Origin of the sequence: Ensifer sp. R-19 (assembly GCF_049905105.1) — a bacterium.
Taxonomy (GTDB): Bacteria; Pseudomonadota; Alphaproteobacteria; order Rhizobiales; family Rhizobiaceae; genus Ensifer.
Window position 1 is genome coordinate 1,294,632 of record NZ_CP184570.1, and the last position, 26,878, is coordinate 1,321,509.

General features: G+C 64.2%; 23 protein-coding genes. 21 read left to right on the forward strand and 2 right to left on the reverse strand.

Annotated features, from left to right (window positions below; translation table 11 throughout):
- Positions 1-10 precede the first annotated feature (10 nt).
- The 9 genes from ACN9MO_RS25250 to ACN9MO_RS25290 all read left to right on the forward strand — a co-directional run bounded on the left by ACN9MO_RS25250 (position 11) and on the right by ACN9MO_RS25290 (position 11,851).
- Positions 11-1,006 (forward strand): DUF58 domain-containing protein, encoded by a 996-nt coding sequence (locus tag ACN9MO_RS25250; RefSeq protein ID WP_112996884.1) that lies wholly within the window; start codon positions 11-13, stop codon positions 1,004-1,006.
- Positions 1,007-1,008: 2 nt separating this feature from the next.
- A complete protein-coding gene (locus tag ACN9MO_RS25255; RefSeq protein WP_113133815.1) occupies positions 1,009-1,536 on the forward strand; it encodes a DUF4381 domain-containing protein in 528 nt (175 codons plus the stop codon).
- A complete protein-coding gene (locus ACN9MO_RS25260; RefSeq protein WP_113133816.1) occupies positions 1,523-2,527 on the forward strand; it encodes a vWA domain-containing protein in 1,005 nt (334 codons plus the stop codon). The genes ACN9MO_RS25255 and ACN9MO_RS25260 overlap by 14 nt, the downstream gene beginning before the upstream one ends.
- Positions 2,524-4,095, forward strand: coding sequence for a vWA domain-containing protein (locus tag ACN9MO_RS25265; protein ID WP_113133817.1), 1,572 nt, complete (start codon positions 2,524-2,526; stop codon positions 4,093-4,095). Before ACN9MO_RS25260 ends, ACN9MO_RS25265 begins: the two co-directional genes overlap by 4 nt.
- On the forward strand, positions 4,092-5,462 hold the full coding sequence (locus ACN9MO_RS25270; protein ID WP_162733747.1) for a BatD family protein: 1,371 nt from the start codon (positions 4,092-4,094) through the stop codon (positions 5,460-5,462). The genes ACN9MO_RS25265 and ACN9MO_RS25270 overlap by 4 nt, the downstream gene beginning before the upstream one ends.
- A 153-nt stretch (positions 5,463-5,615) precedes the next feature.
- The gene (locus ACN9MO_RS25275) at positions 5,616-7,259 is read left to right on the forward strand and encodes an arylsulfatase (RefSeq protein WP_210334633.1); all 1,644 of its coding nucleotides are present in this window, start codon (positions 5,616-5,618) and stop codon (positions 7,257-7,259) included.
- A gap of 43 nt (positions 7,260-7,302) precedes the next feature.
- Positions 7,303-9,858 (forward strand): spermidine synthase, encoded by a 2,556-nt coding sequence (locus ACN9MO_RS25280; protein WP_113133819.1) that lies wholly within the window; start codon positions 7,303-7,305, stop codon positions 9,856-9,858.
- A gap of 206 nt (positions 9,859-10,064) precedes the next feature.
- Positions 10,065-10,601: an L-2-amino-thiazoline-4-carboxylic acid hydrolase gene (locus ACN9MO_RS25285; RefSeq protein ID WP_112996889.1), complete on the forward strand. Its 537-nt coding sequence runs from the start codon at positions 10,065-10,067 to the stop codon at positions 10,599-10,601.
- Positions 10,598-11,851, forward strand: a complete 1,254-nt coding sequence (locus tag ACN9MO_RS25290; protein WP_113133820.1) for a Zn-dependent hydrolase — start codon at positions 10,598-10,600, stop codon at positions 11,849-11,851. Before ACN9MO_RS25285 ends, ACN9MO_RS25290 begins: the two co-directional genes overlap by 4 nt.
- Before the next feature lie 76 nt (positions 11,852-11,927).
- Here the strand turns inward: ACN9MO_RS25290 and ACN9MO_RS25295 are convergent, their stop codons facing one another.
- Positions 11,928-12,605: an isochorismatase family protein gene (locus ACN9MO_RS25295; protein ID WP_034799134.1), complete on the reverse strand. Its 678-nt coding sequence runs from the start codon at positions 12,603-12,605 to the stop codon at positions 11,928-11,930.
- A gap of 133 nt (positions 12,606-12,738) precedes the next feature.
- Between ACN9MO_RS25295 and ACN9MO_RS25300 the strand changes: the two genes are divergently transcribed.
- Positions 12,739-13,659: a LysR substrate-binding domain-containing protein gene (locus tag ACN9MO_RS25300; protein ID WP_057251331.1), complete on the forward strand. Its 921-nt coding sequence runs from the start codon at positions 12,739-12,741 to the stop codon at positions 13,657-13,659.
- Between the two features lie 11 nt (positions 13,660-13,670).
- On the opposite strand, the gene ACN9MO_RS25305 is transcribed toward ACN9MO_RS25300, so the two are convergent.
- Positions 13,671-14,900 carry an ROK family transcriptional regulator gene (locus ACN9MO_RS25305; protein WP_057251332.1) on the reverse strand — a complete coding sequence of 410 codons (1,230 nt, stop codon included), beginning with the start codon at positions 14,898-14,900 and terminating at the stop codon, positions 13,671-13,673.
- A gap of 232 nt (positions 14,901-15,132) precedes the next feature.
- Here ACN9MO_RS25305 and ACN9MO_RS25310 point away from each other — a divergent pair, with 232 nt between their 5' ends.
- From ACN9MO_RS25310 to ACN9MO_RS25360, 11 genes are all read left to right on the forward strand, one after another.
- Positions 15,133-16,371 (forward strand): extracellular solute-binding protein, encoded by a 1,239-nt coding sequence (locus ACN9MO_RS25310; protein WP_113133825.1) that lies wholly within the window; start codon positions 15,133-15,135, stop codon positions 16,369-16,371.
- Between the two features lie 180 nt (positions 16,372-16,551).
- On the forward strand, positions 16,552-17,433 hold the full coding sequence (locus ACN9MO_RS25315; RefSeq protein WP_057251333.1) for a carbohydrate ABC transporter permease: 882 nt from the start codon (positions 16,552-16,554) through the stop codon (positions 17,431-17,433).
- Positions 17,433-18,278, forward strand: a complete 846-nt coding sequence (locus tag ACN9MO_RS25320; protein WP_058324649.1) for a carbohydrate ABC transporter permease — start codon at positions 17,433-17,435, stop codon at positions 18,276-18,278. Before ACN9MO_RS25315 ends, ACN9MO_RS25320 begins: the two co-directional genes overlap by 1 nt.
- Before the next feature lie 5 nt (positions 18,279-18,283).
- On the forward strand, positions 18,284-19,300 hold the full coding sequence (locus ACN9MO_RS25325) for an aminotransferase (protein WP_112996892.1): 1,017 nt from the start codon (positions 18,284-18,286) through the stop codon (positions 19,298-19,300).
- Between the two features lie 3 nt (positions 19,301-19,303).
- Positions 19,304-20,239: a PfkB family carbohydrate kinase gene (locus ACN9MO_RS25330; RefSeq protein WP_113133821.1), complete on the forward strand. Its 936-nt coding sequence runs from the start codon at positions 19,304-19,306 to the stop codon at positions 20,237-20,239.
- Entirely contained in the window at positions 20,236-21,321 is a 1,086-nt protein-coding gene (locus tag ACN9MO_RS25335; protein WP_057251337.1) for an ABC transporter ATP-binding protein, read from the forward strand. The genes ACN9MO_RS25330 and ACN9MO_RS25335 overlap by 4 nt, the downstream gene beginning before the upstream one ends.
- 104 nt (positions 21,322-21,425) lie before the next feature.
- A complete protein-coding gene (locus ACN9MO_RS25340) occupies positions 21,426-22,484 on the forward strand; it encodes a D-TA family PLP-dependent enzyme (RefSeq protein WP_057251338.1) in 1,059 nt (352 codons plus the stop codon).
- Positions 22,485-22,844: 360 nt separating this feature from the next.
- Positions 22,845-23,846: a sulfate ABC transporter substrate-binding protein gene (locus ACN9MO_RS25345; protein ID WP_425988230.1), complete on the forward strand. Its 1,002-nt coding sequence runs from the start codon at positions 22,845-22,847 to the stop codon at positions 23,844-23,846.
- 118 nt (positions 23,847-23,964) lie between these two features.
- Complete coding sequence (gene cysT / locus ACN9MO_RS25350; protein WP_255571103.1) at positions 23,965-24,825, forward strand: sulfate ABC transporter permease subunit CysT; 861 nt, start codon at positions 23,965-23,967, stop codon at positions 24,823-24,825.
- Positions 24,815-25,702, forward strand: a complete 888-nt coding sequence (cysW, locus tag ACN9MO_RS25355) for a sulfate ABC transporter permease subunit CysW (RefSeq protein WP_192496219.1) — start codon at positions 24,815-24,817, stop codon at positions 25,700-25,702. Before cysT ends, cysW begins: the two co-directional genes overlap by 11 nt.
- A gap of 13 nt (positions 25,703-25,715) precedes the next feature.
- Positions 25,716-26,855, forward strand: coding sequence for a sulfate/molybdate ABC transporter ATP-binding protein (locus ACN9MO_RS25360; RefSeq protein ID WP_425987142.1), 1,140 nt, complete (start codon positions 25,716-25,718; stop codon positions 26,853-26,855).
- Positions 26,856-26,878: the final 23 nt, after the last annotated feature.

Sequence of the window (26,878 nt, forward strand, 5' to 3'; positions counted from 1 at the left end):
AGGTTTGCCGATGGCCATATCCCTGCCGGCTCTCGCCCGTTCCCGCGGCATCGTAAAACCCCGCCAGGTCGATACGACCGGCGTCTACACCTCGGTCGACACGCTCGTCGGCCTCGAGGCCATGGCCCGAGACCTGACCTTCCTGCGCAAGGCACCGGTGCAGCGCCTGCTCGCCGGGCGCCATGAATCGCGCATGCGCGGCCGCGGCCTTTCCTTCGAGGAGCTACGCAACTATCTCCCGGGCGACGACATCCGCACGATCGACTGGCGGGTGACGGCGCGCACCGGCAAGCCGGTCGTCCGTGTCTATGACGAAGAGAAGGACCGGCCGGCCCTGATCCTCGTCGACCAGCGCATCAACATGTTCTTCGGCAGCCGCCGGGCGATGAAGTCGGTCGCGGCGGCCGAAGTCGCCGCACTCTCGGCTTGGCGCGTGCTGGCGCTCGGCGATCGTGTCGGCGGCTTCATCTTCGGCGACGAAGAGGTTACCGAGGTGCGCCCTTACCGCAGCCGCGAGGCGGTGGTCCGGCTTGCCGACAGCATTGTTCGCCACAATACGGCGCTGCAGGCCGGTTCGCAGGCGCCGCATGGCGCGGAGCAGCTTGACGTCGTCCTCACGACCGTCGCCAACATTGCCCGGCACGACCACCTGGTCATCGTCATCAGCGATTTCGACGGCTACAGCCTCGAAACCCGCGACATGCTGTTGAAGCTCTCGGCCCACAACGATGTGATCTCCGTTCTCATCTACGATCCCTTCCTGCTCGAACTGCCACGCAAGGGCGATATCGTCTTCAGCGGCGGCCTGCTTCAAGCCGAAGTGCAATTCGCCCACGGCAATGTCCGCGAGGCGATCGACAGTTTTGCCAGAAAACGCGGGCGGGCACTGCGCGCCTGGCAGGAAGAACTCGGCCTGCCGATGCTGCCGATTTCCGCCGCCGAGGAGGTCGCGCCACAATTGCGCACCATGCTCGGCCAGCTCGCCAGCCGGCAACGGAGGCGATAGCGATGGCGACGGCCGCCCCTGCGAAAGACCCGTTGCTCGAGGCAACCCTTCGGCAGCTCGCGGACATCGCCATGCCTCAGCCCGTCTCGATGATGCCGCAGACCTGGGCCTGGGCGGCGCTCGGCTGCGTCATACTCTTGCTGATCGCCTTCGCATGCTGGCGCTGGTACCGGCGCTGGGAGGCCAATCGCTACCGTCGCGAAGCGCTCGCCGACCTCAAGAAAATTGAGGGACGGCTCACCGCGCCCGCAACCCGCGGCGAGGCGCTCGTCGCTTTGCCCGTCCTCTTGAAGCGCACCGCCCTGGTGCTCTGGCCGCGCGAAACGATAGCCGGGCTCCATGGCACGGGCTGGACGGGCTTCCTCGATGCCCATTCCGGCGGCCCGGTGTTCCCGATCGCCTCGGCGCGTTTCTTCGAGGAAGCCGAATATCGTGGCAGCGCGGCGCTCTGCGCCGTCCCGGAACCCGAAGCGCGGACCTATGCCGCCGCGGCACGTCACTGGATCGAGGCGCACCATGTACGTGCTTGACCACGCCTGGGCGCTGATCTTTCTGCCTCTGCCCTTCGTCGTCTGGTGGCTGCTTCCACCCTACCGCGAGCAATCGGCCGCGGTCAGAATACCTTTCTTCAAGGACATAACGGCCGCCGCCAATCTCGGGCCGACCGAGGGCTCCGTCGTCCCAAGGACCAATCTCGGCCAGAAGGCGATTGCGCCCATCTGCTGGGCCCTGATCGTAGTGGCGCTGGCGCGGCCGCAATATGTCGAACCGCCAATCGAAAAGACCGAGCCACAGCGCGACCTGATGCTGGCGATCGATCTTTCGCAGTCGATGGACACGCGGGATTTTCGCGATCCCTCCGGCAATCTGCAGACCCGCGTCGAGGCGGTGCACAAGGTTGTCGCCGACTTCATCGACCGGCGGCCGGACGACCGGCTCGGCCTGATCGCCTTCGGTGACGCGCCCTATCCACTGGTGCCGTTCACGCTCGACCACAAGACGGTCAAGTTGATGCTGGCCGACAGCCTGCCCGGCATGGCGGGCCCGCGCACTGCGGTCGGCGACGCGATCGGGCTCGCGATCAAGATGTTCGACGCCAGCACCGCGCCGGACAAGGTGATGATCCTTTTGACTGACGGCAACGATACCGCCAGCAAGATGCCGCCAGACAAGGCCGCCGGCATCGCTGCCGACCGGAACGTGGTGATCCACACCGTGGGGATTGGTGATCCCAGTGCGCAAGGCGAGCAGAAGCTCGATACGGTAACCCTTCAGGGTATCGCCGAGACGACGAAGGGCCGCTACTTCTTCGGCCAGGACCAGGCGGGCCTGCAGAACATCTATGAACTGCTCGATCAACTGACACCGGCGAACCAGAAGACACTCTCCTGGCGGCCGCGCATCGAACTGTTCCACTACCCGCTTGGCGCAGCACTGCTGATCGTCCTCGCCTACCACGCCATCATGTGGCTCCTCTCTTCACTCGCCGAGCGCCGCCGGCGGCAGGAGGCAGCGCCATGATCTCGGACTTCCACTTCCTGAGACCGCTTTGGCTGCTGGCACTGCTCGCCGTCCCCCTGCTCGTCTACCTCGTCAGCCGGCGCGGCGATGTCCGCTCGCAATGGCAAGGCATGATCGCGCCGCACTTGCTCGATCACCTGTTGATCGAGAAGGGTGGCAAGCGGCGCCTCCAGCCCGTGCACATCACCGCAGCGCTGATCGCCGTTGCGGCCATCGCTGCCGCCGGTCCGACCTGGCAGCGCGAGCGCCCGCCCTTCGTCGAGGACACCGCGCCGCTGGCGATCGCCATCGACCTCAACCCGACCATGAACGCGACGGACATCTCGCCGACGCGGCTCGAACGCGCCAAGCTCAAGGTCCAGGATATTTTGAGCCTCAGAAAAGGTTCGCGCACGGCGCTCTTCGCCTATGCCGGCTCCGCCCATATGGTGCTGCCGCTGAGCGACGATGCGGCACTGGTCAAGACCTATCTCGCGGCACTCTCGCCTCAGATCATGCCGGTCGAAGGCAAGGATACGGCAAAGGCCCTGCAGGAGGTCGAGAAAGCCCTGGCCAATGAAACCGCGCCTGGCACGATCCTCTTCATGACCGACGGGGTCGAGCGCTCCGCCTTTCAGGCGTTCAGCCAGTATCAAGGCCGCAACGCGGTGATGGTGCTCGGCATCGGCACGGTAGAAGGCGGCCCGGTGAAGACTGCCGACGGCGGGTTCCTGACCGACGCGACGGGCAGTCATGTTCGCTCCAAACTGGATGTCGACGGCCTCAAGGCCTTGCAGTCCGCATCTAAGGCCGAGGTCGCGACTATCACATCGGATGATGCCGACGTGCGCTGGATCGTCAGGCGCATCCAGACCAACTTTGCCGCAAAGACCGCCGAGGGGCTGACCCGCTGGCACGATGCCGGGTGGTGGCTGACGATCCCGATCGCCGTCTTCGGGCTGTTCTGGTTCCGGCGCGGCTGGACCGTGCGCTGGGCCGTCTATCTGCTCGCCATCAGCCTGCTCTTGAGCAACGAGCGGGCGGAGGCGGCCGATAACCGCTTCCTCGATCTCTGGCTGACGCCGGACCAGCAGGGTCGTCGCGCGTTCGAAGAGGGCGACTTCCAGGGTGCCGCCGAAAAATTCGCCGATCCCACCTGGCGCGGAGCGGCGCTCTACCGGGCCGGCCGTTTCCAGGATGCGATCGACGCCTTTGCCGAAACCGATACGGCCGAGAGCTACTACAACCAGGGCAACGCCCTGATGCACCTCGACAAGGCGGAAGAGGCGATCACCGTCTATAAGCAGGCATTGAAACGCCGCCCCGACTGGCCGGACGCGAAAAGGAACCTGGCGGCTGCCGAAAAATTCAAGGCCGACAAGGACAAGCAGGAACAGGACGCACAACAGGAACAGGCGGGCATGGACCCCGATCAGGTCCAGTTCGACGAAAAGGGCAAGAAAGGCACGGAGGCGACGATCCAGGGTGGACCACAGACGGCGGACATGTGGATGCGCAACATCCAGGTCTCGCCCGCCGAGCTGCTCGCGCGAAAATTCGCGATCGAGGCAAAGGAGGCGACGCCGTGAGTGCCTTGTCCGGAATGCCTCGGTTACTGGTCTGGCTCGTCGGCCTGTCGCTCTGGCTTGCGGGCCATGCGCTCGCCGACAACCCCTTCGCGCGCGCCACGCTCGCGACAAGGGGCACGATCTATGCCGGGCAGCAGATAGAGATCGACATCGACGTCTTCGTGCCGAATTACTTCCTGACACCACCGCAGTTTCCGCTCTTCGATCTTAGGGGTGCGGTGGTCACCATGCCCGACGACCGCGGCTTGAACCTCAACGAGACCGTCGATGGCGAGGCCTTTTCCGGCATCCGCAAAACCTATGTGATCACGCCACAGGCGGCAGGTAATTATGCCCTGCCGACAATCGTGATCCCCTTTGGCTATGCCGCCGTGCCGGGCCAAACGACACAGGGTAAGGTTACCGTGCCGCGGCTCAAATTTACCGTGGAAGCGGTACCAGGAGGTGTCGGCGGCACGCCCGGCGTGACCGCTGGCGAAATCACCATCACGCAGACATTCGACCGCGACCCAGCCGGCCTGCATGCGGGCGATGCGCTGGTGCGCACGGTCACCACCCGCGCAGCCGGCCTCGCGCCGATGATGATTCCCGAGCCCAGCTTGAAGGCTCCAGAGGGCGTGCAGGTTTATCAGCATGATCCGGCACTCTCCGAGGAGCGCACGCCGCGCGGCGAGATCGCTGCGGGACTGCGCAAGGACACCGCAACCTACGTCTTTGCCGAGCCGGGCACCTTCTCTCTGGCGGCAATCACATTGGAGTGGTTCAATCCTCAGACCGGAAAGACCGAAACCGCGGAGGCCGATGGCGCGGAAGTGGTCGTCGGTGCCGGGCCGGCAACGAAGGTTGCCATCGCACCACCCGCTCCTCCGCCGACAAAGGAACCCTTCGATTGGCTCTGGTGGGGCATCGCGATGGCCACTGTCCTCGCCGTCGCCATTGTCATCCAGTTCGCCGCCAATCTGTTCGGACGGCTGGAAACTTGGATCGGTGCGGCGCTCTCGCGCAAGGCGCAGTCAGAGGAGACGGCCTTCCGCCATGTTCTCGACGCTTGCCGCGACCACGACAGGGCGCGGCTGGACGCGGCACTCGATCGCTGGTCGCGCAAGACCGGCAATGTACCTCTTGCGAAATGGTTCGACCGGTTTGCCGATCCGGAGGCGAGGGTCGCTTTCGCTATGCACCGAAAGAACCGCTACGGCACTCCACAATCCCATCACGAACGGCCGGATTTCTCCCGGCTGCGAAGCGGATTGAAGTCGGCGCGGCGACGCTGGCTGGACGAATTCTCCGACGACGGCGACGAAGCGCTAGATGAATTGCCCGAGCTCAACCCGGTGTTCGACAGCGCCTTGCGGCAGATCCGCTGAAGCCCTGTGAGGGCGCGTGTTACGCGTCCTGCGTGCCTTCGTAACTGTTACGTACTTACCTGAGGTCGCGTTCCCGCGAAGATTGCATCGGTAAATTCGAAACTTTGCCTGCATTCCGAGAGCGATTTGTTTGCGGCCTCAGGGAGACTTGAAATGAGTATCGATTTGAAGACCAGGCTTGGGCGGCTCGCGGCGTGCGCCGTCGAGCGGTCGATGAAACCGAAAGCGCTGGCGTTCGCCGGCACCGTGCTGATGTCGGCGATTTCCGCCTCGGCGCTCCCCGCCGTCGCGCAAGACGCCGCCAAACCCAACATCCTCGTGATCTTCGGCGACGATATCGGTCAGACCAACATCAGCGCCTATTCCTTCGGCGTCGTCGGTTACAAGACCCCGAATATCGACAGGATCGCGCGCGACGGCATGTTGTTCACCGACTATTACGCTGAGAACAGCTGCACCGCCGGCCGCTCCACCTTCATCACCGGGCAGACGGTGCTGCGCACAGGTATGTCCAAGGTCGGCGTTCCCGGTGCCCCCGTCGGCATCCAGGACCGTGACGTGACCATCGCCCAGGCGCTGAAGCCGCTCGGCTACGCCACCGGCCAGTTCGGCAAGAACCATCTCGGCGACCAGGACCGCTTCCTGCCGACAGCCCACGGCTTTGACGAGTTCTTCGGCAACCTCTATCACCTGAATGCCGAGGAGGAGCCGGAACGCCCCTACTGGCCGAAGGACGACCCGGCTTTCCTGAAGTCCTACGCGCCGCGCGGCGTGCTGCATTCCTTCGCCGACGGCAAGGTGGAGGACACCGGCGCGCTCAACAGCAAGCGCATGGAAACGATCGACGACGAGACGACCGCCGCAGCGATAGAGTTCATCAAGAAACAGACGGAGGCGAAGAAGCCTTTCTTCACCTGGATGAACACGACGCGCATGCACCTGTTCACCCATGTTCGCGACCAGTACAAGGGCCAGAGCGGTATGCCCGGCAACGACTATGCCGATGGCATGATCGAGCACGACAACGATGTCGGCAAGCTGCTCGACCTGCTCGACGAGTTGAAGATCGCCGACAACACCATCGTCGTCTACACGACCGACAACGGCCCGAACCAGTTCTCCTGGCCGGACGCGGCAACCACGCCGTTCCGCAGCGAGAAGGACAGCAACTGGGAAGGCGCCTTCCGCGTCCCGGCGATGGTCCGCTGGCCGGGCAAGATCAAGCCCGGCGTCTCCACCGAGATGTTCTCCGGTCTCGACTGGTTCCCGACACTGCTTGCAGCAGCCGGTGACAAGGACATCAAGGAGCGCCTCTTGAAGGGCGCCGACCTCGGCGGCAAGACCTTCAAGGTGCATCTCGACGGATACAACCAGTTGCCCTATCTCACCGGTGAACAGCCGAAGAGCGCACGCAACGAGTTCTATTACTTCAATGACGACGCCAAGCTCGTCGGCATGCGCTGGGACAATTGGAAAGCCGTCTTCTGCGAAATGCGCAAACCCGGTGGCTTCGACGTCTGGCAGGATCCGTTCACCTGCCTGCGCGTTCCGAAGATCTTCAACCTGCGCATGGACCCTTACGAGCGAGCCGATACCGTCTCCGATCAGTACAACGACTGGCGGACGAAGAACGCTTATCTCTTCGCCGAAGCGGTGGGGAAATCGGCGGCATTCCTCGAAACCTTCGTCGCGTATCCGCCAAGCCAGACGCCGGCAAGCTTCTCGGTCGACCAGATCGAAGAAAGCGTGCACCAGAAGATCGACGAGATCCTGGCGAAGACCCAGCCGGCACAATAACGCTCTCGAGAAGGCGGCGCCCCGCGCAAAATGGCGTGCCGCGATGACGAAGAACATTCAGCCCGCTCGAACGATCGCCTACGAGGAGTCGATTGAAGACCCTTTGGCGAGACCGCGGGCACACGTCGCGCCGGCAATCGCCGCCTTCATGCTCTTCCTCTCCGGCACCGCGGCGCTGGTTTTCCAGGTTCTCTGGATCAAGCAGCTCTCGCTCATCACCGGTATTGATGTCCATGCGGTCAGCACCGGGGTCAGCGCCTTCTTTCTCGGCCTGGCGCTCGGCAGCTTCGCCCTCGGGCGCATTGGCGACCGCTCCCGACAGCCGCTCCGCCTCTATGCCCTGCTCGAAACCGGTGTGGCCGTGCTCGGCGCCGGCGTCACCCTCATCCTTTCCCAGATCGCGCCGCTCTTCGTCGCAATCGAGGACACCACAGCATTCGCCGCCTGGGCCCTGCTGATCCTGATCGTCGCTACACCCGCCTTCCTGATGGGCGGCACCCTCCCCTTGCTGTTGCGAGCGCTCAAAGGGGCGCCGAGAGGCGTCGGCGCAAAGGGCGGCCGGCTCTATGCCGCCAACACGCTCGGCGCCATCTTCGGCTGCCTTGCGGTCTCCTTCGTTCTCATCCCCACTCTCGGCGTGCAGGCAAGCGGCCTTGCCGCCGCCGGCCTCGGGCTTGGCGCCGCGGCGATCGCGCTATCGCTAAGCACGACCGCGATTCGCGAAGACGCGCAAGCTGATATGCCGATACCGGCGCAGGGCACCGCTGGTTCAAGGTTGGCGCTGCTCCTCTACGCGATCGCCGGCGGCATCGCCCTCGGCTATGAGGTCGCCTGGTCGCAGGCGATCGTGCAATTCATCTCCACCCGTTCCTTTGCCTTTTCCGTGGTGCTGGCCACCTATCTCGCCGGGCTGGCGCTCGGCGCCGCACTCTTTGCGCGCCGGACCGACCGCCTGTCGGATCCCTGGAGTGCCTTCGGCCTGCTCATCACGCTGGCCGGCCTCGTGGCGCTGGCCGAGCTTGCCCTGCTCGGCCCCTGGCTGACGGCGTTGCAGGCCAGCGCGGAAGCAGCCATCGCCGGTATCACTGGCAGCATCTTTGCCGGCATGTGCGCACGCTTCCTCGTCGCGGCGCTCACGATCGTCTTCGTCCCGACGCTGATCCTCGGCGCCGCCTTCCCGGTCGCCCTGCGGCTCGCGGTCGATCCTCATCATGTCGGTCGCGACACCGGGCGCGTTCTGGCGTTCAACACACTCGGCGGCATCGCCGGCACGCTTCTGACCGGCTTCGTGCTAATTCCGTCGTTCGGTATCGTCAGAAGCTTCGCCGTTCTCGCCGTCGCTGCAGCCATCATCGGCGTCATCGCAGCCAGCCGCGGGGCAACCGGCTGGAAGGGTTGGCGCCTTGCGGCGCCAGCGCTCGGCGTCGTCACCGTGCTGATCGCCGTGATGGCACCATCGGACCGGCTGGCCACCTTGCTCAATCTCTCGCGCGGCAACGGCACGATCGTCTCCTATGAGGAGGGCCTCGGTGCCACCGTCGCAGTCATCGAACAGGGCCAGCCGGACCGGCGCTTCCGCCGCCTCTATATCCAAGGCGTGTCCAACACCGGCGACGCCATGCCGTCGCTGCGCTACATGCGGCTGCAGGCGCTCTTGCCGCTCATGATCCACAAGGGCGAGCCGAAATCGGCGCTCGTCATCGGGCTTGGCACCGGCATTACCGCCGGCTCATTGCTTGCCTATCCTGGGCTCGACCGACGCGTCGCTGCCGAACTGCTGCCGTCGGTCGCCCGCGCCTCGACCTTGTTTGCCGGCAATTTCAACGCGGCAGGGGATAGCCGCCTCGAAGTGCGCGTTGCAGACGGTCGCCGCGAGCTGATGCGCAGCGCGGAGCGCTACGATCTCATCACGCTGGAACCACCGCCGCCGTCGGCCGCTGGCGTGGTCAATCTCTATTCGTCCGATTTCTACCGGCTGGCCCGCCAACGCCTCGCTCCAAACGGTCTTGTTGCGCAATGGCTGCCGATCGCCACACAGAACGACGAGGACACGCGCGCGCTCGTGCGCAGTTTCCTCGACAGTTTCCCGCATGCCTCGCTCTGGTCGACCGAGCTGCACGAGATGCTGCTCATCGGCTCCGTCGAACCACAGGCACTCGACGTCGCGCGCATTGCCAAGCGCATGGCCGACCCGTCCGTCGCCGCGGCGTTCAAGGAAGTCGGCATAGGTGGTGCAGCCGACCTGCTCGCGACCTGGATGACCGACCGCGCCGGACTTGATCGTTACGCCGGATCGGCGCAGCCTGCCACCGACGACCAGCCGCGGATCGAATATGCAAGCTGGGTTCGTCCCGGCGAGTTGCAGCGCACACTCCCAGCCGTGGTCGGCCTGCGCAGCAAGGCACCGCTCGTCGGAGCGGACGTGGCGTTCAAGAAATCCGTAGCGGACGCCCACAACCGGCTAATGCTGTTCTATCAGGCTTCGCTCAACGCCTATGCCGGCTATCGCGACGAATGGGCGCGTGACATGGAACTGCTGATGCGCGTGGAGCCGGACAATCCCTATTACCGCTGGTTCGTTTCGAGCAGCGAGCGCTGATTGCGCACAGCCGAATCCGGGCCCCCACGCGACTGCAGTTCGCGTGGCATCGGTCGGGCTAAGATTGATTCCTGCATAATCGCGGAATAGCGCAAAATTTTTGCACGACGCGAAATACCTCCGGCACAGATTTGCAACACAGAGGCATTGCCCACGTAGTATCCTGCCGCCGTTGTTCTGCCCTGTGGCAGACAGGGAGGCATTCCATGGAAAAGACGGACAAAGAAAACACCGAAACCACCTCGCGGGCGGCAATGGATGGCGAGATCGGCATACTCGCGCGCCGCCGCATCGAGGCCGGCATCATCGCGCCGATCTATGAGGCGATGCGCGAGGAGATCGGCGAGGAGCGCGCGCAAGCAATCCTCGACAAGGCGATCACCAAGGCCGCGATCGAAGCCGGCAGGACCTTTGCGGCAAAGACGCCTGGCGGCACCAACCTGCGCACCTTCCAGGAACTGCAGGACCTCTGGACGCAGGACGACGCGCTTGTCATCGAGGTGACCAAGGCGACGGATGAGGAATTCCACTACAATGTGAAGCGCTGTCGCTACGCCGAAACCTATCGCGAGATGGGGCTCGGCCATATCGGGCACCTGCTTTCCTGCAACCGCGACGGCGTCTTCTGTACCGGCTACGATCCGCGCATCACGCTGGAGCGCACCCAGACGGTGATGCAGGGTGCCTCCCATTGCGACTTCCGCTACAAGCTGAACAAGGACGCACCGGAGCAGCCGAAATGAGCGCCGAAGCCTTGCGCACTGAGCCCAAGCGCATCAACACGCCGGTTACAAACGGCGACCGGCTGTGGAACGACATCGTCGCGACCGCACGCTTCGGCGCCGCCGATAAAGGCGGGGTCACCCGCCTGACGCTGACTGAGGAGGACCGTGAGGTCCGCGATTGGTTCGTCGCCGCGTGCCGGACGCTCGGCTGCACGGTCGAAGTCGACGGCATCGGCAACATCTTCGCGACTTATGCCGGCGAAGACATGTCGCTGCCGGCGATCGCCGTCGGCAGCCATCTCGACACGCAGCCGCAGGGCGGCCGGTTCGACGGCATTCTCGGCGTGCTTGCCGGCCTTGAGGTGCTGCGCACCCTCAAGGAAACATCCACCGTGCTCCGCCATCCGCTGACGGTCGTCAACTGGACGAACGAGGAAGGGTCGCGTTTTTCTCCTGCAATGATGGGATCAGGCGTCTTTGCCGGCGCGCTTTCGCTCGATGCGGCGCGCGCGCTCACCGACCGAGACAGCGTCACGATCGGTGCGGCGCTCGATACCATCGGCTATCGCGGTGAAGCATGGGTCGAGCCGGCGGCCTTCGCGGCTTACGTCGAGCTGCATATCGAGCAGGGACCGCTGCTGGAAGCCTCCGCAACCGAGATCGGCATCGTCACCGGCATCCAGGGGCTGCGCTGGTTCGATATCACTGTCACCGGCACCGAGGCGCATGCCGGCAGCACGCCGATGGCGCAGCGCGACGATGCGCTTGTCGCCGCGGCCGAAATCGTGCTCGCCGTGCGCGACATCGCCCGAGAGAACCCTCCCGGTGTCGGCACCGTCGGCTTCGTCGAGGTAGGCCCCAATTCGCGCAATGTCGTGCCGGGTTCTGTTCGACTCCAGATCGACATGCGCCATCCGTCCGAGGCCGGCCTCGACCAGATGGAAGGTGCGTTGCAGGAGGCGGTTCGCAAGGCCGGCGCCCGCGCCGAACTGAAGCGCATCTGGTCTAAAGCGCCGGTCGTCTTCGATCCATCGATCGTGGATGCCGTCCGCAACAGCGCGGAAGCGCTCGGCTATTCGGCCACGGACGTCGTTTCCGGTGCCGGGCATGATGCGGCGCATATCGCGACGATCATGCCGACCGCAATGATCTTCGTGCCTTCCAAGGACGGGCTGTCGCACAACGAAGCGGAATACACCGCGCCCGAAGAGTGCGCCCGTGGCGCAGAGGTTCTGTTCCAGACCATCCTGGAACTCGACCGGCACTGACCGATAAAGCCAAGCACCCACGGCAGACAGTCTGCCGTGGGTGCTTGCAAACCGGTTTCACGGCTTGCCTGCGTTCTTAGCCGCGCTGCGAGTCCAATTGTTCCTGGTCCTTTTCGACCTGCTGCGCCTTCAGGTAGCTCTCGATCAGCAACTGATATTCCGGAAAAATCTTGGTGTAGATCTCCGCCCATTGCTGGGCATCGTCACGGTGCCATGTGCGCTGCAGCTCGGAGGCGACTGCTGCGGTATCCATCGGCACCACGCCGGCCTGGACGACACGGGCAAGGGTGATCTCCTCAGCCATCTTCGAATAGGTGCCCGAAGCATCGACAACTACGAAGACCTTGTAGCCATCATGGACGGCGCTGATTGCCGGGAAGGCCATGCAGACGCTGGTGATCGTGCCGGCGATGATCAGGGTCTTGCGGCCGGTTTCCTTCACCGCGGCGACGAAATCCGGGTTGTCCCAGGCATTGATCTCGCCGCGACGGGCGACGTACTTGGCATGCGGCGCATTGGCATGGATTTCCGGGATCAGCGGGCCGTTCGGGCCCTGCGGCACGGAGGCCGTGGTGATGACGGGCATCTTGGTCAGCGTCGCCATGCTGGCGAGTGCCGCCGCATGGGCGCGCAGCTTCGGCATCGGCATGTCGTTGACGGTCTGGAACAGGCCGCTCTGGTGGTCGATCAGAAGCATCACGGCGTCATCGGGGTCGATGACCGGGCGCTGTCCGTTGAAGTTTGCAGGTGTCATGGTCTTGCTCCTTTTCGGTTGAGCAACCACCCCATCCATGGTGGTTGGCGTTGAGGAGAAGATATCCCTGCACCAAACCTAGCAGTAGACGGCCATATCGAGCTATAATGTCCTGAAAATAGGACAATTCCCCATGCAGGACCTGAACGATCTCAAGCTATTCGTCGACGTGGTCGAGCAGAACGGTTTTGCCGCTGCCGCCCGAAAGTTGAACATGCCGCGCTCACGTTTGAGCCGCCGCATCGGCCTTCTGGAAGAGCGGCTCGGGGTGCGGCTGGTGCAGCGCTCGACGCGTCATTTCGTCATCACCGAGATCGGGAGGGAATATTACCGCCATTGCGTCGCCATGCTGGTGGAAGCCGAAGCGGCGCAGGAGATGATCGAGCGCATGCGATCCGAGCCACAGGGCGTGGTCCATGTCAGTTGCCCCTCTTCTGTGGTCTATTTCCAGGTCGCAGAAATGATCGCCCGGTTCATGGCAGAATGCCCGAAGGTCGAGGTCGTGCTCGAAAGCACCAACCGGCGCGCCGACGTGCTACGCGAAGGCATCGACATCGCCGTCCGCGTCCGCTTTCCGCCACTCGAAGAAAGCGATCTTGTCGTCAAACGTTTTGCCGAGAGCCGGCAGCGGCTCGTCGCCAGCCCGGGGCTGCTCGCGTCCATCGGCAAGCCGTTGATGGCGGCCGACCTCGCCGCCTTCCCAAGCCTTGCCTGGAACCCTGATCGCCCGGAGCACGACTGGCGGCTGGAGGGCCCCGGCGGCGCAACCGCAATCGTGCGCCATCGGCCGCGGCTCGCCACCGAAGACATGGTGACGTTGCGGCTTGCCGCCCTGCGCGGTGTCGGCATCTGCCAACTGCCGGAGATGGTGATACGGCAAGACCTGAAGGATGGCACGCTTGTCGATGTGCTGCCCGACTGGGCGCCGAGGGCCGGCATCATTCACGCGGTCTTTCCCTCACGCCGGGGTTTGCTTCCTTCGGTGCGCGCCCTGCTCGATTTTCTGGCCGCCGGATATGCTGAACTTGCCCGTCTGGACGAGCCCAGAACCTGACGGTCGCGCCATTACACCGTGGCGTGCTCTCGTGTTTTCAAGATCGCGGAGAAGCGCGGATCGAACGTGCGGCTGATCGGCTCTGCCGCCGCACCGATCGCCACCGCCCAGGGATCGGTGAAACCGATCTGCAATCGCGGGAGACTGCGGTCTCGCCGATCGGCGATCGAGGGGAGCAGCGGCATCATCGCCTCGACCAACAGGCGCGCGAGCCCCGGCGGAAGCCCACCGCACAGGATCACCGTCTGCGGGTCGAAGATCGTTTCGAGCGCCTGAACGGCGGCGCGTAGTTCAAAGACCGCCGCATCGAGCCAGCGCCGCACCCGCTCGTCCGGGCCGGCGGCAATCGCATCGATATGGGCGTAAAGCTCAGGATCGGCGGGATCGAGGTCGAGCAGCCTGCAGAGCGAGGCGATCGAAGCGCGATGTTCGAGCGGCGTGCGTTCGTCCAGCGATGCGCCACGCGGCAGGCTGAGGATCATGCCGATCTCGCCGGCATTGCCATTGGCGCCGCGGTAGAGCTCGCCGTTGAGGATCAGCCCGGCGCCAAGGCCATAGCCGAGATAGATGCAGATGGCATGGTCGACACCGTGCGCAGCGCCAACCATGCGCTCGGCAGTAGCGGCCGCGGCCGCGTCGTTCTGCAAGCCGACATCGAGCCCCGTGCCGGTCGCAAGCGTCTCCAGCAACGGAAAATTCTGCCACGCCGCCATCATCCAGGTATCGTCGTCGTCGGCTTCGATACCGAAGGGCCCGGGCATCGCCGCCCCAAGGCCGACGAGGCGATCCTCCGATTGCGGCGCGATCTCCGTGAGATCACGGCGGGTCTTCTCGATCAGTTCGAGGATCGTCCGCACGCCTGTCGCCGGCCCACCGACCGGCAGGTTGGCCTCGCCACGGGCGAGCACCCGGCCGACGAGATCGACAGCGATGGTCCGCGTCACATGCCTGTCAATTTGCAGGCCGATCGCGAAAGCACCCTCCGGCACCAGGCGATAGGGCGTCGAAGGTTGCCCGCGGCCGTTGCGCACCGCCTCGAGCGATTCGACCAGCCCGTCCCGCTCCAGGTCTTCGATGATGTTGGAGACCGTCTGCTTCGTGAGCGCCGTCGCGCGGGCAAGGTCCGCCCGGGACAATTGACCGTTCAGCCGCAGCGCGTCGATCATGACGCGCCGGTTGTGTGCGCTCGTCCCCTCCTGGTTGGTGCCGCTCTTCGCCCGGATCAGGCGCATATCGTTCATCCAAAAAACCCCTCTTGACACTGTTAGAATATTGAACAAAAAATAAGTCAAGACAATTGACTTAATAGGAGCCCAAAAGAGCTCCGGGGGAACGAAAGCAGCGGCAAGCACCGCTGCGGGCGCTCCGATGGATATGTCGACGGCCGCTCGGAAACGGACGGACTTCTCGCATACGGCGCATCGCAGAGGCGCGCCGAAGAAGGCTGAAACGCTCAAGTTACTGGAGGAAATCATGTTGAAATCGATAAGAACCACCTTGCTTTGCGCGACCCTCGCCGGCGTCTCCTTCGTCGGCCACGCGCATGCGGAAACGACGCTCAACGCCCTCTTCATGGCCCAGGCCGCCTATAGCGAGGCGGATGTGCGCGCCATGACCGAGGCCTTCACCAAGGCCAACCCGGACATGAAGGTTAATCTCGAATTCGTGCCCTATGAGGGCCTGCACGACAAGACCGTGCTGGCGCAGGGTTCCGGCGGCGGCTACGACGTCGTGCTCTTCGACGTGATCTGGCCGGCCGAATATGCAAGCAACAAAGTGCTCGTCGATGTGACCGACCGCATCACAGGCGAGATGAAATCCGGCGTGCTGCCCGGCGCCTGGACGACCGTCGAATATGACGGCAAGCGCTATGGCATGCCCTGGATCCTCGACACCAAATACCTGTTCTACAACAAGGAAATCCTGGAGAAGGCCGGCATCAAGGCGCCGCCGAAGACCTGGGACGAGCTTGCCGAACAGGCCAAGGTGATCAAGGACAAGGGTCTGCTCGCGACCCCGATCGCCTGGAGCTGGTCGCAGGCCGAAGCCGCGATCTGCGACTATACCACGCTCGTCAGCGCCTACGGCGGCAAGTTCATTGACGGCGGTAAGCCGGCCTTCGCGTCCGGTGGCGGCCTCGACGCGCTCAACTACATGGTGGCGAGCTACTCTTCGGGCCTCACCAATCCCAACTCCAAGGAGTTTCTGGAGGAGGATGTCCGCAAGGTGTTCCAGAACGGCGAAGCCGCTTTCGCTCTCAACTGGACCTATATGTACAACCTCGCCAACGATCCGAAGGAAAGCAAGGTTGCAGGCAAGGTCGGCGTCGTGCCGGCGCCGGGCGTTGCCGGCAAGAGCGAAGTCTCCGCCGTCAACGGCTCGATGGGTCTTGGCATCACCTCGACCAGCAAGAACCCGGACGAGGCCTGGAAGTACATCGTCTACATGACCTCGCAGCAGACGCAGAATGCCTACGCCAAGCTCAGCCTGCCGATCTGGGCCTCTTCCTACGAAGATGCCAGCGTCACCAAGGGCCAGGAAGAGCTGATCGGCGCCGCCAAGCTCGGCCTCGCGGCCATGTATCCGCGTCCGACGACACCGAAATACCAGGAACTTTCGACTGCGCTTCAGCAGGCGATCCAGGAAGCACTGCTCGGCCAGGCTTCGCCTGAGGACGCCTTGAAGACGGCGGCCGAAAACAGCGGCCTCTGAGCCGCCCTCCCAAGCCCCGGGCGGGTAACCGCCCGGGGACCGCGGGAATTATGCGGTAGCGCTGGCATCCACGCGCTTTAACACTTTGATTTGGTGCATCATTCGCTTGGGTCGATGACGATCCGGGGCAATATGCGATAGCATGACGGGGCTCCCTAGGCCCGAGAAGGTTTCCATCTTATGTCCGGCACCTGGATAACAACGCGCGCATGGCTGCTCATGCTGCCGCTGCTGGTGGTCATGATCGCCGTCATCGGCTGGCCGTTGATCGATACGGTCAGGCTTTCCTTCACCGACGCCAGGCTCGTCGGCACGGAAGGCACGTTCGTCGGCCTCGCCAACTATGCCAAGATGCTCGGCGGCTCGAACTTCCTGCGCGCCTTCGTGACGACGACCTGGTTCGCCGTCGTCTCGGTCACCGCTGAAATGGTGCTCGGGGTGCTCGCAGCCCTGCTGCTCAATCAACAATTTCGCGGGCGCACGGCTCTCAGAGCCTTGATGATCCTGCCCTGGGCTTTGCCGACGGTGGTCAACGCCACGCTCTGGCGGTTGATCTACAATCCGGAATATGGCGCGCTCAACGCCGCCTTGACGCAAATCGGCCTGATCGACAGCTACCGCTCCTGGCTCGGCGAACCCGGCTCGGCGCTGACGGCGCTGATCATCGCCGACTGCTGGAAGAACTTTCCGCTGGTTGCGCTGATCGCGCTTGCGGCACTCCAGGCCGTGCCGCGTGACATCACCGCCGCCTCGCTCGTCGATGGCGCGGGTCCGCTCAATCGCTTTCGCTATGTCATCATGCCCTATCTGGCGGGTCCCCTGCTGGTGGCACTGGTGCTGCGCACGATCGAGGCGTTCAAGGTGTTCGACCTGATCTGGGTGATGACCCGCGGCGGCCCGGCAAACAGCACACGCACGCTGTCGATCCTCGTCTACCAGGAAGCGTTCTCCTTCCAGCGTGCCGGATCGGGCGCCTCGCTGGCGCTGATCGTCACGCTGCTCGTAACCGTGCTCGCCGTCGCCTATGCAGCAATGGTGCGCAAAGCCGCAGGAGCATCCTGATGGAACGCCAGAACCCGGTTTTCACCGCCTTCGTCTATGCTGCGGCTCTGCTGCTGGCAGCCATCATCCTGGCCCCCATTCTCTGGCTCTTCGTCATGAGCATTTCGTCGGCCGCCGACCTCTCGACAAAGCCGCTCAACTGGTGGCCCAACGAGATCGATCTGTCGCGCTACCGCCTGCTGTTGTCCACGATCGAAAACAGCACCGGCGCTGCCTTTACTGCCTCGCTCTTCAACAGCCTGAAGGTTGCCGGGATGGCGACGCTGGCGGCGATCGCGGTCGCCATTCCCGCCGCCTGGGCGGTATCGCGCACATCCAACGTTTCCTGGTCGCTCTATGCGGTCATCGCCACCTACATGCTGCCGCCAGTAGCGCTTGCCGTGCCGCTCTATATGGGGCTTGCCTATCTCGGCCTTCTGAACTCGGTCTTCGGCCTCGCGCTTGTTTATCTCACCATTCTGGCGCCCTTCACCACCTGGCTGCTGAAATCCGGCTTCGATTCCATCCCGAAGGAAATCGAGAGTGCCGCGATGATCGACGGCGCCCGTCTCGACCAGATCCTCCGGCTCATCACCCTGCCGCTCGCGGCACCCGTCATGGCGACGTCGGCGCTCTTTGCCTTCCTGCTCGCCTGGGACGAATTCTTCTACGCGCTGCTCTTCACGTCGGATCTGCGCGCCAAGACCCTCACGGTTGCCATTTCCGATCTCGCCGGCGGCCGTGTCTCCGATTACGGGCTGATCGCCACAGCCGGGGTGCTGGCCGCCCTGCCCCCGGTGTTGATCGGTCTCGTCATGCAGCGTGCCCTCATTTCCGGGCTCACCAGCGGCGGCGTCAAAGGATGACGGCTATGACCAATTCGGAACGCCCCGCCGGGCTCGTCGCGATCGATCGCGAAATGGCGCGTCAGGCCTCCGACGCCATCGCCTCCGTGCACCAGGCGACAGCGATGGCGGCCAGTGTCGCTGCCTCACTGAAGTCTACCGGCAAGCTGCTGCTGCTCGGCATGGGCGGCTCGCATGCCGTCGGTCGCGCCGTCGAGCCGCTCTACCGCGCCCATGGCATCGACGCCATTGCCCTGCCGCTCTCGGAACAACTCGGCCAGCCGCTTGTCATCGAAGGCAAGACGATCCTCATCACCTCGCAGTCCGGCGAAAGCGCCGAGGTGCTGCGCTGGTTCAGCGAAACCAATGGCGCAACGCCGCACACCTTCGGACTGACGCTTGAAGGCGGTTCCTTCCTCGCCAGCAATGCGCCTTCTCTGGTCGGCGTTGGCGGAACCGAAAAGGCCTTTGCCGCCACCCGCAGCCTGACCATCAGCTTCGCCCTGCACCTCGCCATTCTCGCCGCCCTCGCTGATGATCCGGCCGATGCCCTTCACGCATTGGAAAACCCGCAATCGCCCGATACGTCGGCGGCACTCGAAGCCCTGCACAGCGTCCGATCCGTTGTAACTTCGGGCCGCCGGCTGCAAGGCCTCGCCGAAGCGATCGGCCTCGGCCTGACCGAGCTTTCCCGCCTGCCCTGCTTCTCGCTTGAAGGCGGCCAGCTTCGCCACGGCCCGATGGAAATGCTCGGTCCATCCGTCGGTGTTGTGCTCTTCCGCGCGACAGATCCGACCGCCGGCCTTGTAGAAGCCATGGCGCTTTCCGCCGCCGAAGCCGGCTCGCCGGTCATCGTCTTCGATGCCTCCGGCGAGGCGCCCATCGAAGGCGTCACCACCATTCCCTTTGCGCCGGCCGCGGGCATGGCGGCGATCTTCGCCATGCTGCCCGTCGCCCAGTCCTTCATGATCGCCTTTGCGGCGTCGCGTGTCGAGAATGCCGGCACTCCCGTGCGCTCGACCAAGATCACCCGGAGCGAATAAACGATGCGTCCTCTTGCCGTGGTCGGCAATGCCAATGTCGATCTCATCCTCGGGCCGGCGGCCCCCTGGCCCAAAGCCGGAACCGAAATCATCGTCGACCACGACGAGCTGCGTGTCGGCGGCTGCGCCGGCAACAGCGCGCTCGCCTGGGATTCCCTCGGCGTCGACTACGCGATCGCCGCCAATGTCGGCAACGATCAGTTCGGCACCTGGTTGAAAGAGGCTTTTCCCGCGCGGTCCAAGTCCTGGCCGGTCGAAAATGTCGGGACCACGCTTTCCGTCGGCATCACCCATCCCGACGGCGAGCGCACCTTCTTCACGACGCGTGGGCATCTGCCGCTGCTCAGCTTCGACGAAGTCCGCACCATGCTCAACGGCGAGAAGCTCCGCGGTGGTTATGCGCTGTTGACCGGTGCCTTCCTGACCGATGCGCTGACATCGGACTATGACCGCTTCTTCGACTGGGCCGATGCCCACGACATCGCTGTCGCGCTCGACACCGGCTGGCCGCTCGACGGCTGGACGCAAACGAACTGCGCGGCGACCGTGGGCTGGCTCAAGCGTTGCCGGCTCGCACTGTTCAACGAGGTTGAAACGACCACGCTGACGGGCCTCTCCGACCCGACCGAGGCAGCCCACGAGCTCAGGAACCACATGCCCGAAGGCGCAATCGTCGTCGTCAAGCGTGGTCCCCATGGCGCGATCGCTATCGATGCGCAAGGCCGTCTTTCATCGGCCGCCGCCCCAGCGGTTACTGTGGTCGATACCATCGGCGCCGGCGACGTCTTCAATGCCGGGTTCCTGGCAGCCCTTGCCGCCGAGATGCCTCTGGAGGCCTGTCTTCGCACCGGCGTCGCCATCGCCTCGGAGGCGATTTCCACCCTGCCGCGCAGCTACGGCAAACCGCTTTCGTCCTACCTTCAGGAGACCGGCGCATGAGCGCACTCGCCATTCAGAACATTCACAAGCGCTATGGCGAGGTCGAGACGCTGAAGGGCATCGACATCGATCTCGAGAGCGGCGAGTTCCTGGTGCTGCTCGGCTCCTCCGGCTGCGGCAAGTCGACCCTGCTCAACATCATCGCCGGGCTTGCGGAGCCGAGCGGCGGCGATATCCGCATCGGCGACCGATCCATTCTCGGCGCGCATCCGAAGGATCGCGACATCGCCATGGTGTTCCAGTCCTATGCGCTCTACCCGAACATGAGCGTTGCAAGGAACATCGGCTTTGGCCTTGAAATGCGCAAGGTCCCCTCGGCCGAGCGCGAAAAGGCGGTGGCGGAGACGGCAAAGCTGTTGCAAATCGAGAACCTGCTCGACCGCAAGCCGAGCCAGCTCTCGGGCGGCCAGCGCCAGCGCGTCGCCATCGGCCGGGCGCTGGTGCGCAATCCGCAGGTGTTCCTCTTCGACGAGCCGCTCTCCAACCTCGACGCCAAGCTGCGCATGGAGATGCGCACCGAGCTCAAGCGCCTGCACCAGATGCTGAAGACCACGATCGTCTACGTCACCCACGACCAGATCGAGGCGATGACGCTCGCGACCCGCATCGCGGTGATGCGTGACGGGCGGATCGAGCAACTCGGCACGCCGGAAGAGATCTACGACCGCCCGGCCACGCTCTATGTCGCCGGCTTCGTCGGCTCGCCGCCGATGAACATCTTGGATGCGACCGTTGTGGAAGGTCGGTTGAAAATCGCCGGCGACGGCCAGGCGATCGCCCTGCCGGCACGCCTCCGCAACGTTGTCTCCGATGGCCAGCGCGTCAAGGCTGGTATTCGCCCGGAAGCGCTGCGACTTGCCGCTGGTGACGAGCCGGTGCCGCAGTTCAAGGCACGCGTCGAGGTGGTCGAATTGACCGGTCCCGAACTCGTCACCACGGCGCGGATCGGCGACCAGCGCATCACCGCCTGCCTGCCACCGCGCAGTGCGGTTCTGTCGGGCGAAGAGCGCGCCTTCACGATCGAGGCGGATGCCCTTCATCTCTTCGATCCCGACACCGGCCGATCGCTGGCGAAAGACTGAGGGTGCCTGCGGGCGACGACCGGGATTGCTTTGGCAACGCCTTTTCCTTCTTGTGAGAATCGTTCATCACACGTTGTCCCGCGCGAGAAGAGGAAGTGACCGCGATGCCCCTGCCGATCGAAACGCCGGCCGTTCTCGTCGACCTCGAAATTGCCAAGCGCAATATCGAGCGCTTCCAGGCCTATGCCGATGAACATGGCATTCGCGTGCGCCCGCACATCAAGACGCACAAGCTGCCGCAGATGGCCGAGCTTCAGCTTGAGGCCGGCGCCGTTGGCATCACCTGCCAGAAGGTGACCGAAGCCGAAGCAATGGTCGAGGGCAGCGACCGGATCCAGGATGTGCTGATCACCTACAACATTCTCGGCGAGGCCAAGATGGCACGGCTGGAGCGGCTCAATGGCCGCGTCGCGCTTGCCGTCGTCGCCGACAGCGAGACCGTCATCGACGGGCTTGCGGGCTATTTCGCCGGCAAGGACAAGCCGCTTCGAGTCTTCGTCGAATGCAACACCGGCGCCGATCGTTGTGGCGTTGGAGCTCCCGAGGCGGCGGCCCGGCTGGCGCGGCGGATCGCCGATGCCCAAGGGCTCGTCTTCGGTGGACTGATGACCTATCCGCCCGTCAACGGCGAGGCAAAGGTCCAGGCCTTCATGAGCGAAGCAAAAAGCCTGATCGAAGCCGACGGCAACGCGGTGCCGGTGATCACCTCAGGCGGCACGCCGAGCATGATGCATGCCGCCGGTGCGCCGGTTGCCAGCGAGTATCGGCCGGGCACCTATATCTACAACGACCGCTCCCTGGTTTCGCGCGGTGTCGCCAGCTGGGACGATTGCGCGCTGACCGTGCTTGCGACCGTCGTCTCCGTCCCATCCGAAACCCGCGCGATCATCGATGCCGGCAGTAAGGTGTTGACCTCGGATCTGCTGGGACTGACAGGCTATGGTCACGTGCTCGGCCGCGACGACATCCGCATCGACCAACTCTCGGAGGAACACGGCCGCCTCGTCACCGATGGGCCGATCAACCTCAAGGTCGGTGATCAGCTCCGCATCGTGCCCAACCACGCCTGCGTCGTGACCAACATGGTCGATGCGGTCCATATCATCGAGGGCGACACCCTGAAAGACACCTGGCCGATCGTCGCCCGCGGCCGCGTGCTTTAGAATCGCGCCTTAGAGACCCTATTCTGCAGAAATCTGTGCTCGCCTGGAGAGCCCCGCATTCGCCGGAAATGCAGGGCTGAAGGCTCATCGATGGATCGGTCCGGCAAACGATCGAAAGGAGAATCGACGCGCGTCCACTGGACACCGGCATCGCGCCCTCCATCTAATGACCTTGGCGGGCCGGCACGGCCATACTGGGCGGTTGCAGGCAAACCGTTCCCGAAAACGCGGCGAGAACGATAGGACATTTCCCGTTTGCCGCCCTCGGGGTCATCTGTTTGCGTTGTAGCAGTCGATAAAATTGATAGTTTTATCTGGTAACCGATGGAGGTCGAAATGGTCTTTGGACGAATTACCGGAATGGTGGGACTGGCAATTGTGCTCGGGGGCCTGCAGCTGGGAGCTGCGAGTGTTGCGTTTGCCGACACGACGATCTTGAACGTGTCCTACGATCCGACACGTGAACTCTATAAGGACTTCAACGCTGCCTTCGCTGAGAAGTGGAAGGCCGACACTGGCGAAACCGTGACGATCCAGACGTCGCACGGCGGCTCGGGCAAGCAAGCCCGCTCCGTCATCGACGGCCTGCAGGCCGATGTCGTAACGCTGGCGCTCGAAGCCGATATCGACGCGATCGCCAAGGAAACCGGCAAAATCCCGGCGGACTGGAAGACGAAGTTCGAGAACAACAGCGCGCCTTACACATCGACGATCGTATTCCTGGTGCGCAAGGGCAACCCTAAGGGCGTCAAGGACTGGGGCGATCTGGTGAAGCCGGACATCCAGGTGATCACGCCGAACCCGAAGACTTCGGGCGGCGCGCGCTGGAACTTCCTGGCTGCCTGGGCCTATGGCCGGGCTGCCAATGGCGGAGATGACGCCAAGGCGCAGGAATATGTGACGGAACTCTTCAAGCATGTTCCGGTGCTCGATACCGGCGCGCGCGGCGCGACGACGACCTTCGTGCAGCGCGGCCTTGGCGACGTGCTGCTCGCCTGGGAAAACGAAGCCTATCTGTCGCTCGAGGAACTCGGCCCCGACAAATTCGAGATCGTCACGCCGTCAATCTCGATCAAGGCCGAACCGCCGGTGGCGCTCGTTGACGGCAACGTCGACGCCAAGGGCACCCGCAAGGTGGCGGAAGCCTATCTCGGCTACCTCTACAGCGATGCCGGTCAGAAGATTGCGGCCAAGCATTACTACCGGCCGTTCAAGCCGGCAGCGGCCGATCCGGCTGATATCAAGCGGTTCGGCGACCTGAAGCTCGTCACAATCGAAGATTTTGGCGGTTGGAAGGAAGCCCAGCCGAAATTCTTCGGCGACGGCGGCGTCTTCGACCAGCTTTACAAGCCGGGCCAATAAGACCGACCTTGGACGCGCGGCCGGACAATCCGGCCGCGCGTCTTGCTTTGCGCCGCGCCGGGCCCTTGGCACGAAGCGCGGTTCACTACGTCTCGCGAGCTTTGTAAAGGTAGTGTCATTGACGGAAGCGACGAAGACTGCGCCCTGGCGATTTCGCCAGCCGAGTGTTTTGCCTGGCTTTGGGCTGTCGCTCGGGATCACGCTGAGTTGGCTGGTGCTGATCGTGTTGATCCCGCTGTCGGGGCTGGTGTGGCGGGCAAGCGGGCTCGGCTGGGCCAAGTTCTTTGAGCTGGCGCTCGATCCGCGCACGCTCAATGCCCTGAAGATCTCGTTCGGCACGGCGTTTCTCGCCGCGATCATCAACCTCGTCTTCGGCGTCATCCTCGCCTGGGTGCTGGTGCGCTATCGTTTCCCCGGCAAACGGGTGATCGACGCCATGGTCGACCTGCCGTTCGCGCTGCCGACCGCGGTCGCCGGCATTGCCTTGACGACGCTTTATGCCGGCAACGGCTGGATCGGCCAGTTCATCGAGCCGCTCGGGCTCAAGATCGCCTTTACGCCATCCGGCATCGTCGTCGCGCTGATCTTCGTCGGCCTGCCGTTTGTTGTCAGGACCGTGCAGCCGATCATGGAGGAGATCGACAAGGAGGTGGAAGAAGCCGCAGCCACCCTTGGCGCCAGCCGTTTCCAGACGATCAGCCGGGTATTGTTGCCGGGACTGCTGCCGGCCGGCCTCACCGGCTTTGCGCTCGCCTTTGCCCGCGGCGTCGGCGAATACGGCTCGGTGATCTTCATCGCCGGCAACCTGCCTTATGTCTCGGAGATCGCGCCGCTTCTGATCGTCATCAGGCTTGAAGAGTTTAACTATGCTGCCGCCACCGCCATTGCCGCGGTGATGCTGGCGATCTCCTTCGCCATGCTGCTCCTCATCAACTCGATCCAGGCCTGGAGCCGGCGGAGATATGTCTATGTCGCATGATCTGACCGCATCCGGGCCGCAACGGGCCTTGCCGGCGCTGGCTGCCGCCACCTCGGAAAGCCGCTTTGCCCGGCTGACCCTGACGATCACGGCGCTTGTCTTCGTCGCGCTGTTTTTGCTTTTGCCGCTCGCCGCCGTCTTCACCGAGGCGCTGCGCAAGGGACCGGCCGAGTTCGTTGCCGCGCTCGGGGACACCGAGACCTTCTCGGCCATCCGCCTGACGCTGACCGTCGCTGCCATCGCCGTGCCGCTCAACCTCGTCTTCGGCGTCGCCGCCGCCTGGGCGATCGCCAAGTTCGAGTTCAAGGGCAAGGCGTTCCTGACGACGCTGATCGACCTGCCGTTCTCGGTCTCGCCGGTCATCTCCGGCCTCGTCTTCGTGCTGTTGTTCGGCTCGCACAGCCTGATCGGTCCCTGGCTGCAGAGCCACGGCATCCAGATCCTGTTTGCCGTGCCCGGTCTGGTGCTCGCCACCGTCTTCGTCACCTTCCCCTTCGTCGCCCGCGAGCTGATCCCGCTGATGCAGGAACAGGGCAGTAGCGACGAGGAGGCAGCCCTGTCCTTGGGGGCGTCGGGCTGGCAGACCTTCTGGTTCGTGACGCTGCCGAACATCAAATGGGGGCTGCTTTACGGCGTGCTGCTCTGCAACGCCCGCGCCATGGGCGAGTTCGGCGCCGTCTCGGTGGTCTCCGGCCATATCCGCGGCGAGACCAACACCATGCCGTTGCAGGTCGAAATCCTCTATAATGAATACAACTTCGTCGCCGCCTTTGCGGTGGCGGCGTTGCTGGCGCTGCTGGCGCTGATCACCCTGATTTTGAAGACGGCGCTGGAGATCCGCTACAGCGCCGAGATCGCCGCCAGCCGCAGGCATTGAAAGGTCAAACGCTATGGACGTGCGCGTTCACAACATCCGCAAGGAATTCGGCCGCTTCCCGGCGCTCGACGACGTCTCGCTCGACATCCGCTCCGGCGAGCTGATCGCGCTGCTTGGCCCCTCCGGCTCCGGCAAGACGACCTTGCTGCGTCTCGTTGCCGGGCTCGAAAGCCCGACCGGCGGCACGATCTTCTTCGGCGACGAGGATGCCTCGCAAAAGACGGTGCAGCAGCGCAACATCGGCTTCGTCTTCCAGCACTATGCCCTGTTCCGCCACATGACGGTGCTCGACAACGTCGCCTTCGGCCTCAAGGTGCGCCCGGGCAATCGCCGGCCGCCGGCCGCCGAGATCCGCAAGCGGGCGCTCGACCTGCTCGATCTGGTGCAGCTCTCCGGTCTCGACAAACGCTATCCGGCGCAGCTGTCCGGCGGCCAGCGCCAGCGCGTGGCGCTCGCCCGCGCCATGGCGGTCGAGCCGAACGTGCTGCTGCTCGACGAGCCCTTCGGCGCGCTCGACGCCCAGGTGCGCAAGGAACTGCGCAAGTGGCTGCGCGAGATCCATGACCGCACCGGCCACACGACGATCTTCGTCACCCACGACCAGGAGGAGGCGCTGGAACTGGCCGACCGCGTCGTCGTCATGAGCAAGGGCGCGATCGAACAGGTCGGCACCCCCGACGAGATCTACGACCATCCGGTTTCGCCCTTCGTCTTCGGCTTCATCGGCCAGTCGAACGCGCTCGCCGTCACGCTCCAGAACGGCGAGATCTGGTTCGAGGACCGGCCGATCGGGCTCAGGGCTCCGGCCGAGCCGGACGGGCCGGCCAATCTGCACTTCCGCCCGCACGACATCGAGCTGATCGACGGCTGCGGCGGCTGTCTCGCCGGCCTCGTCACCGCCAGCCGCCGCGTTGCCGGCACCCGCCATCTCGAACTCGACCTTGGCCGCAACCATCCGCATGTCGAGATCGAGCTGTCGCCCGAACGCGCCGCCGCCGGCGACCACAGCCGCATCGCCTTCCGGCCGACAAAGTGGAAACTCTTCAGAGACAACAGAGAGCAGGCTGTAGAGGCAGAAATAGATGTGGGGCAGCGGGCGGCCGAGGAAGCCGGTGAAACCGTAGCCTTCGAACTTGCCCGCACGGGCACTTGACTTCATCACCGACCATACGCCGG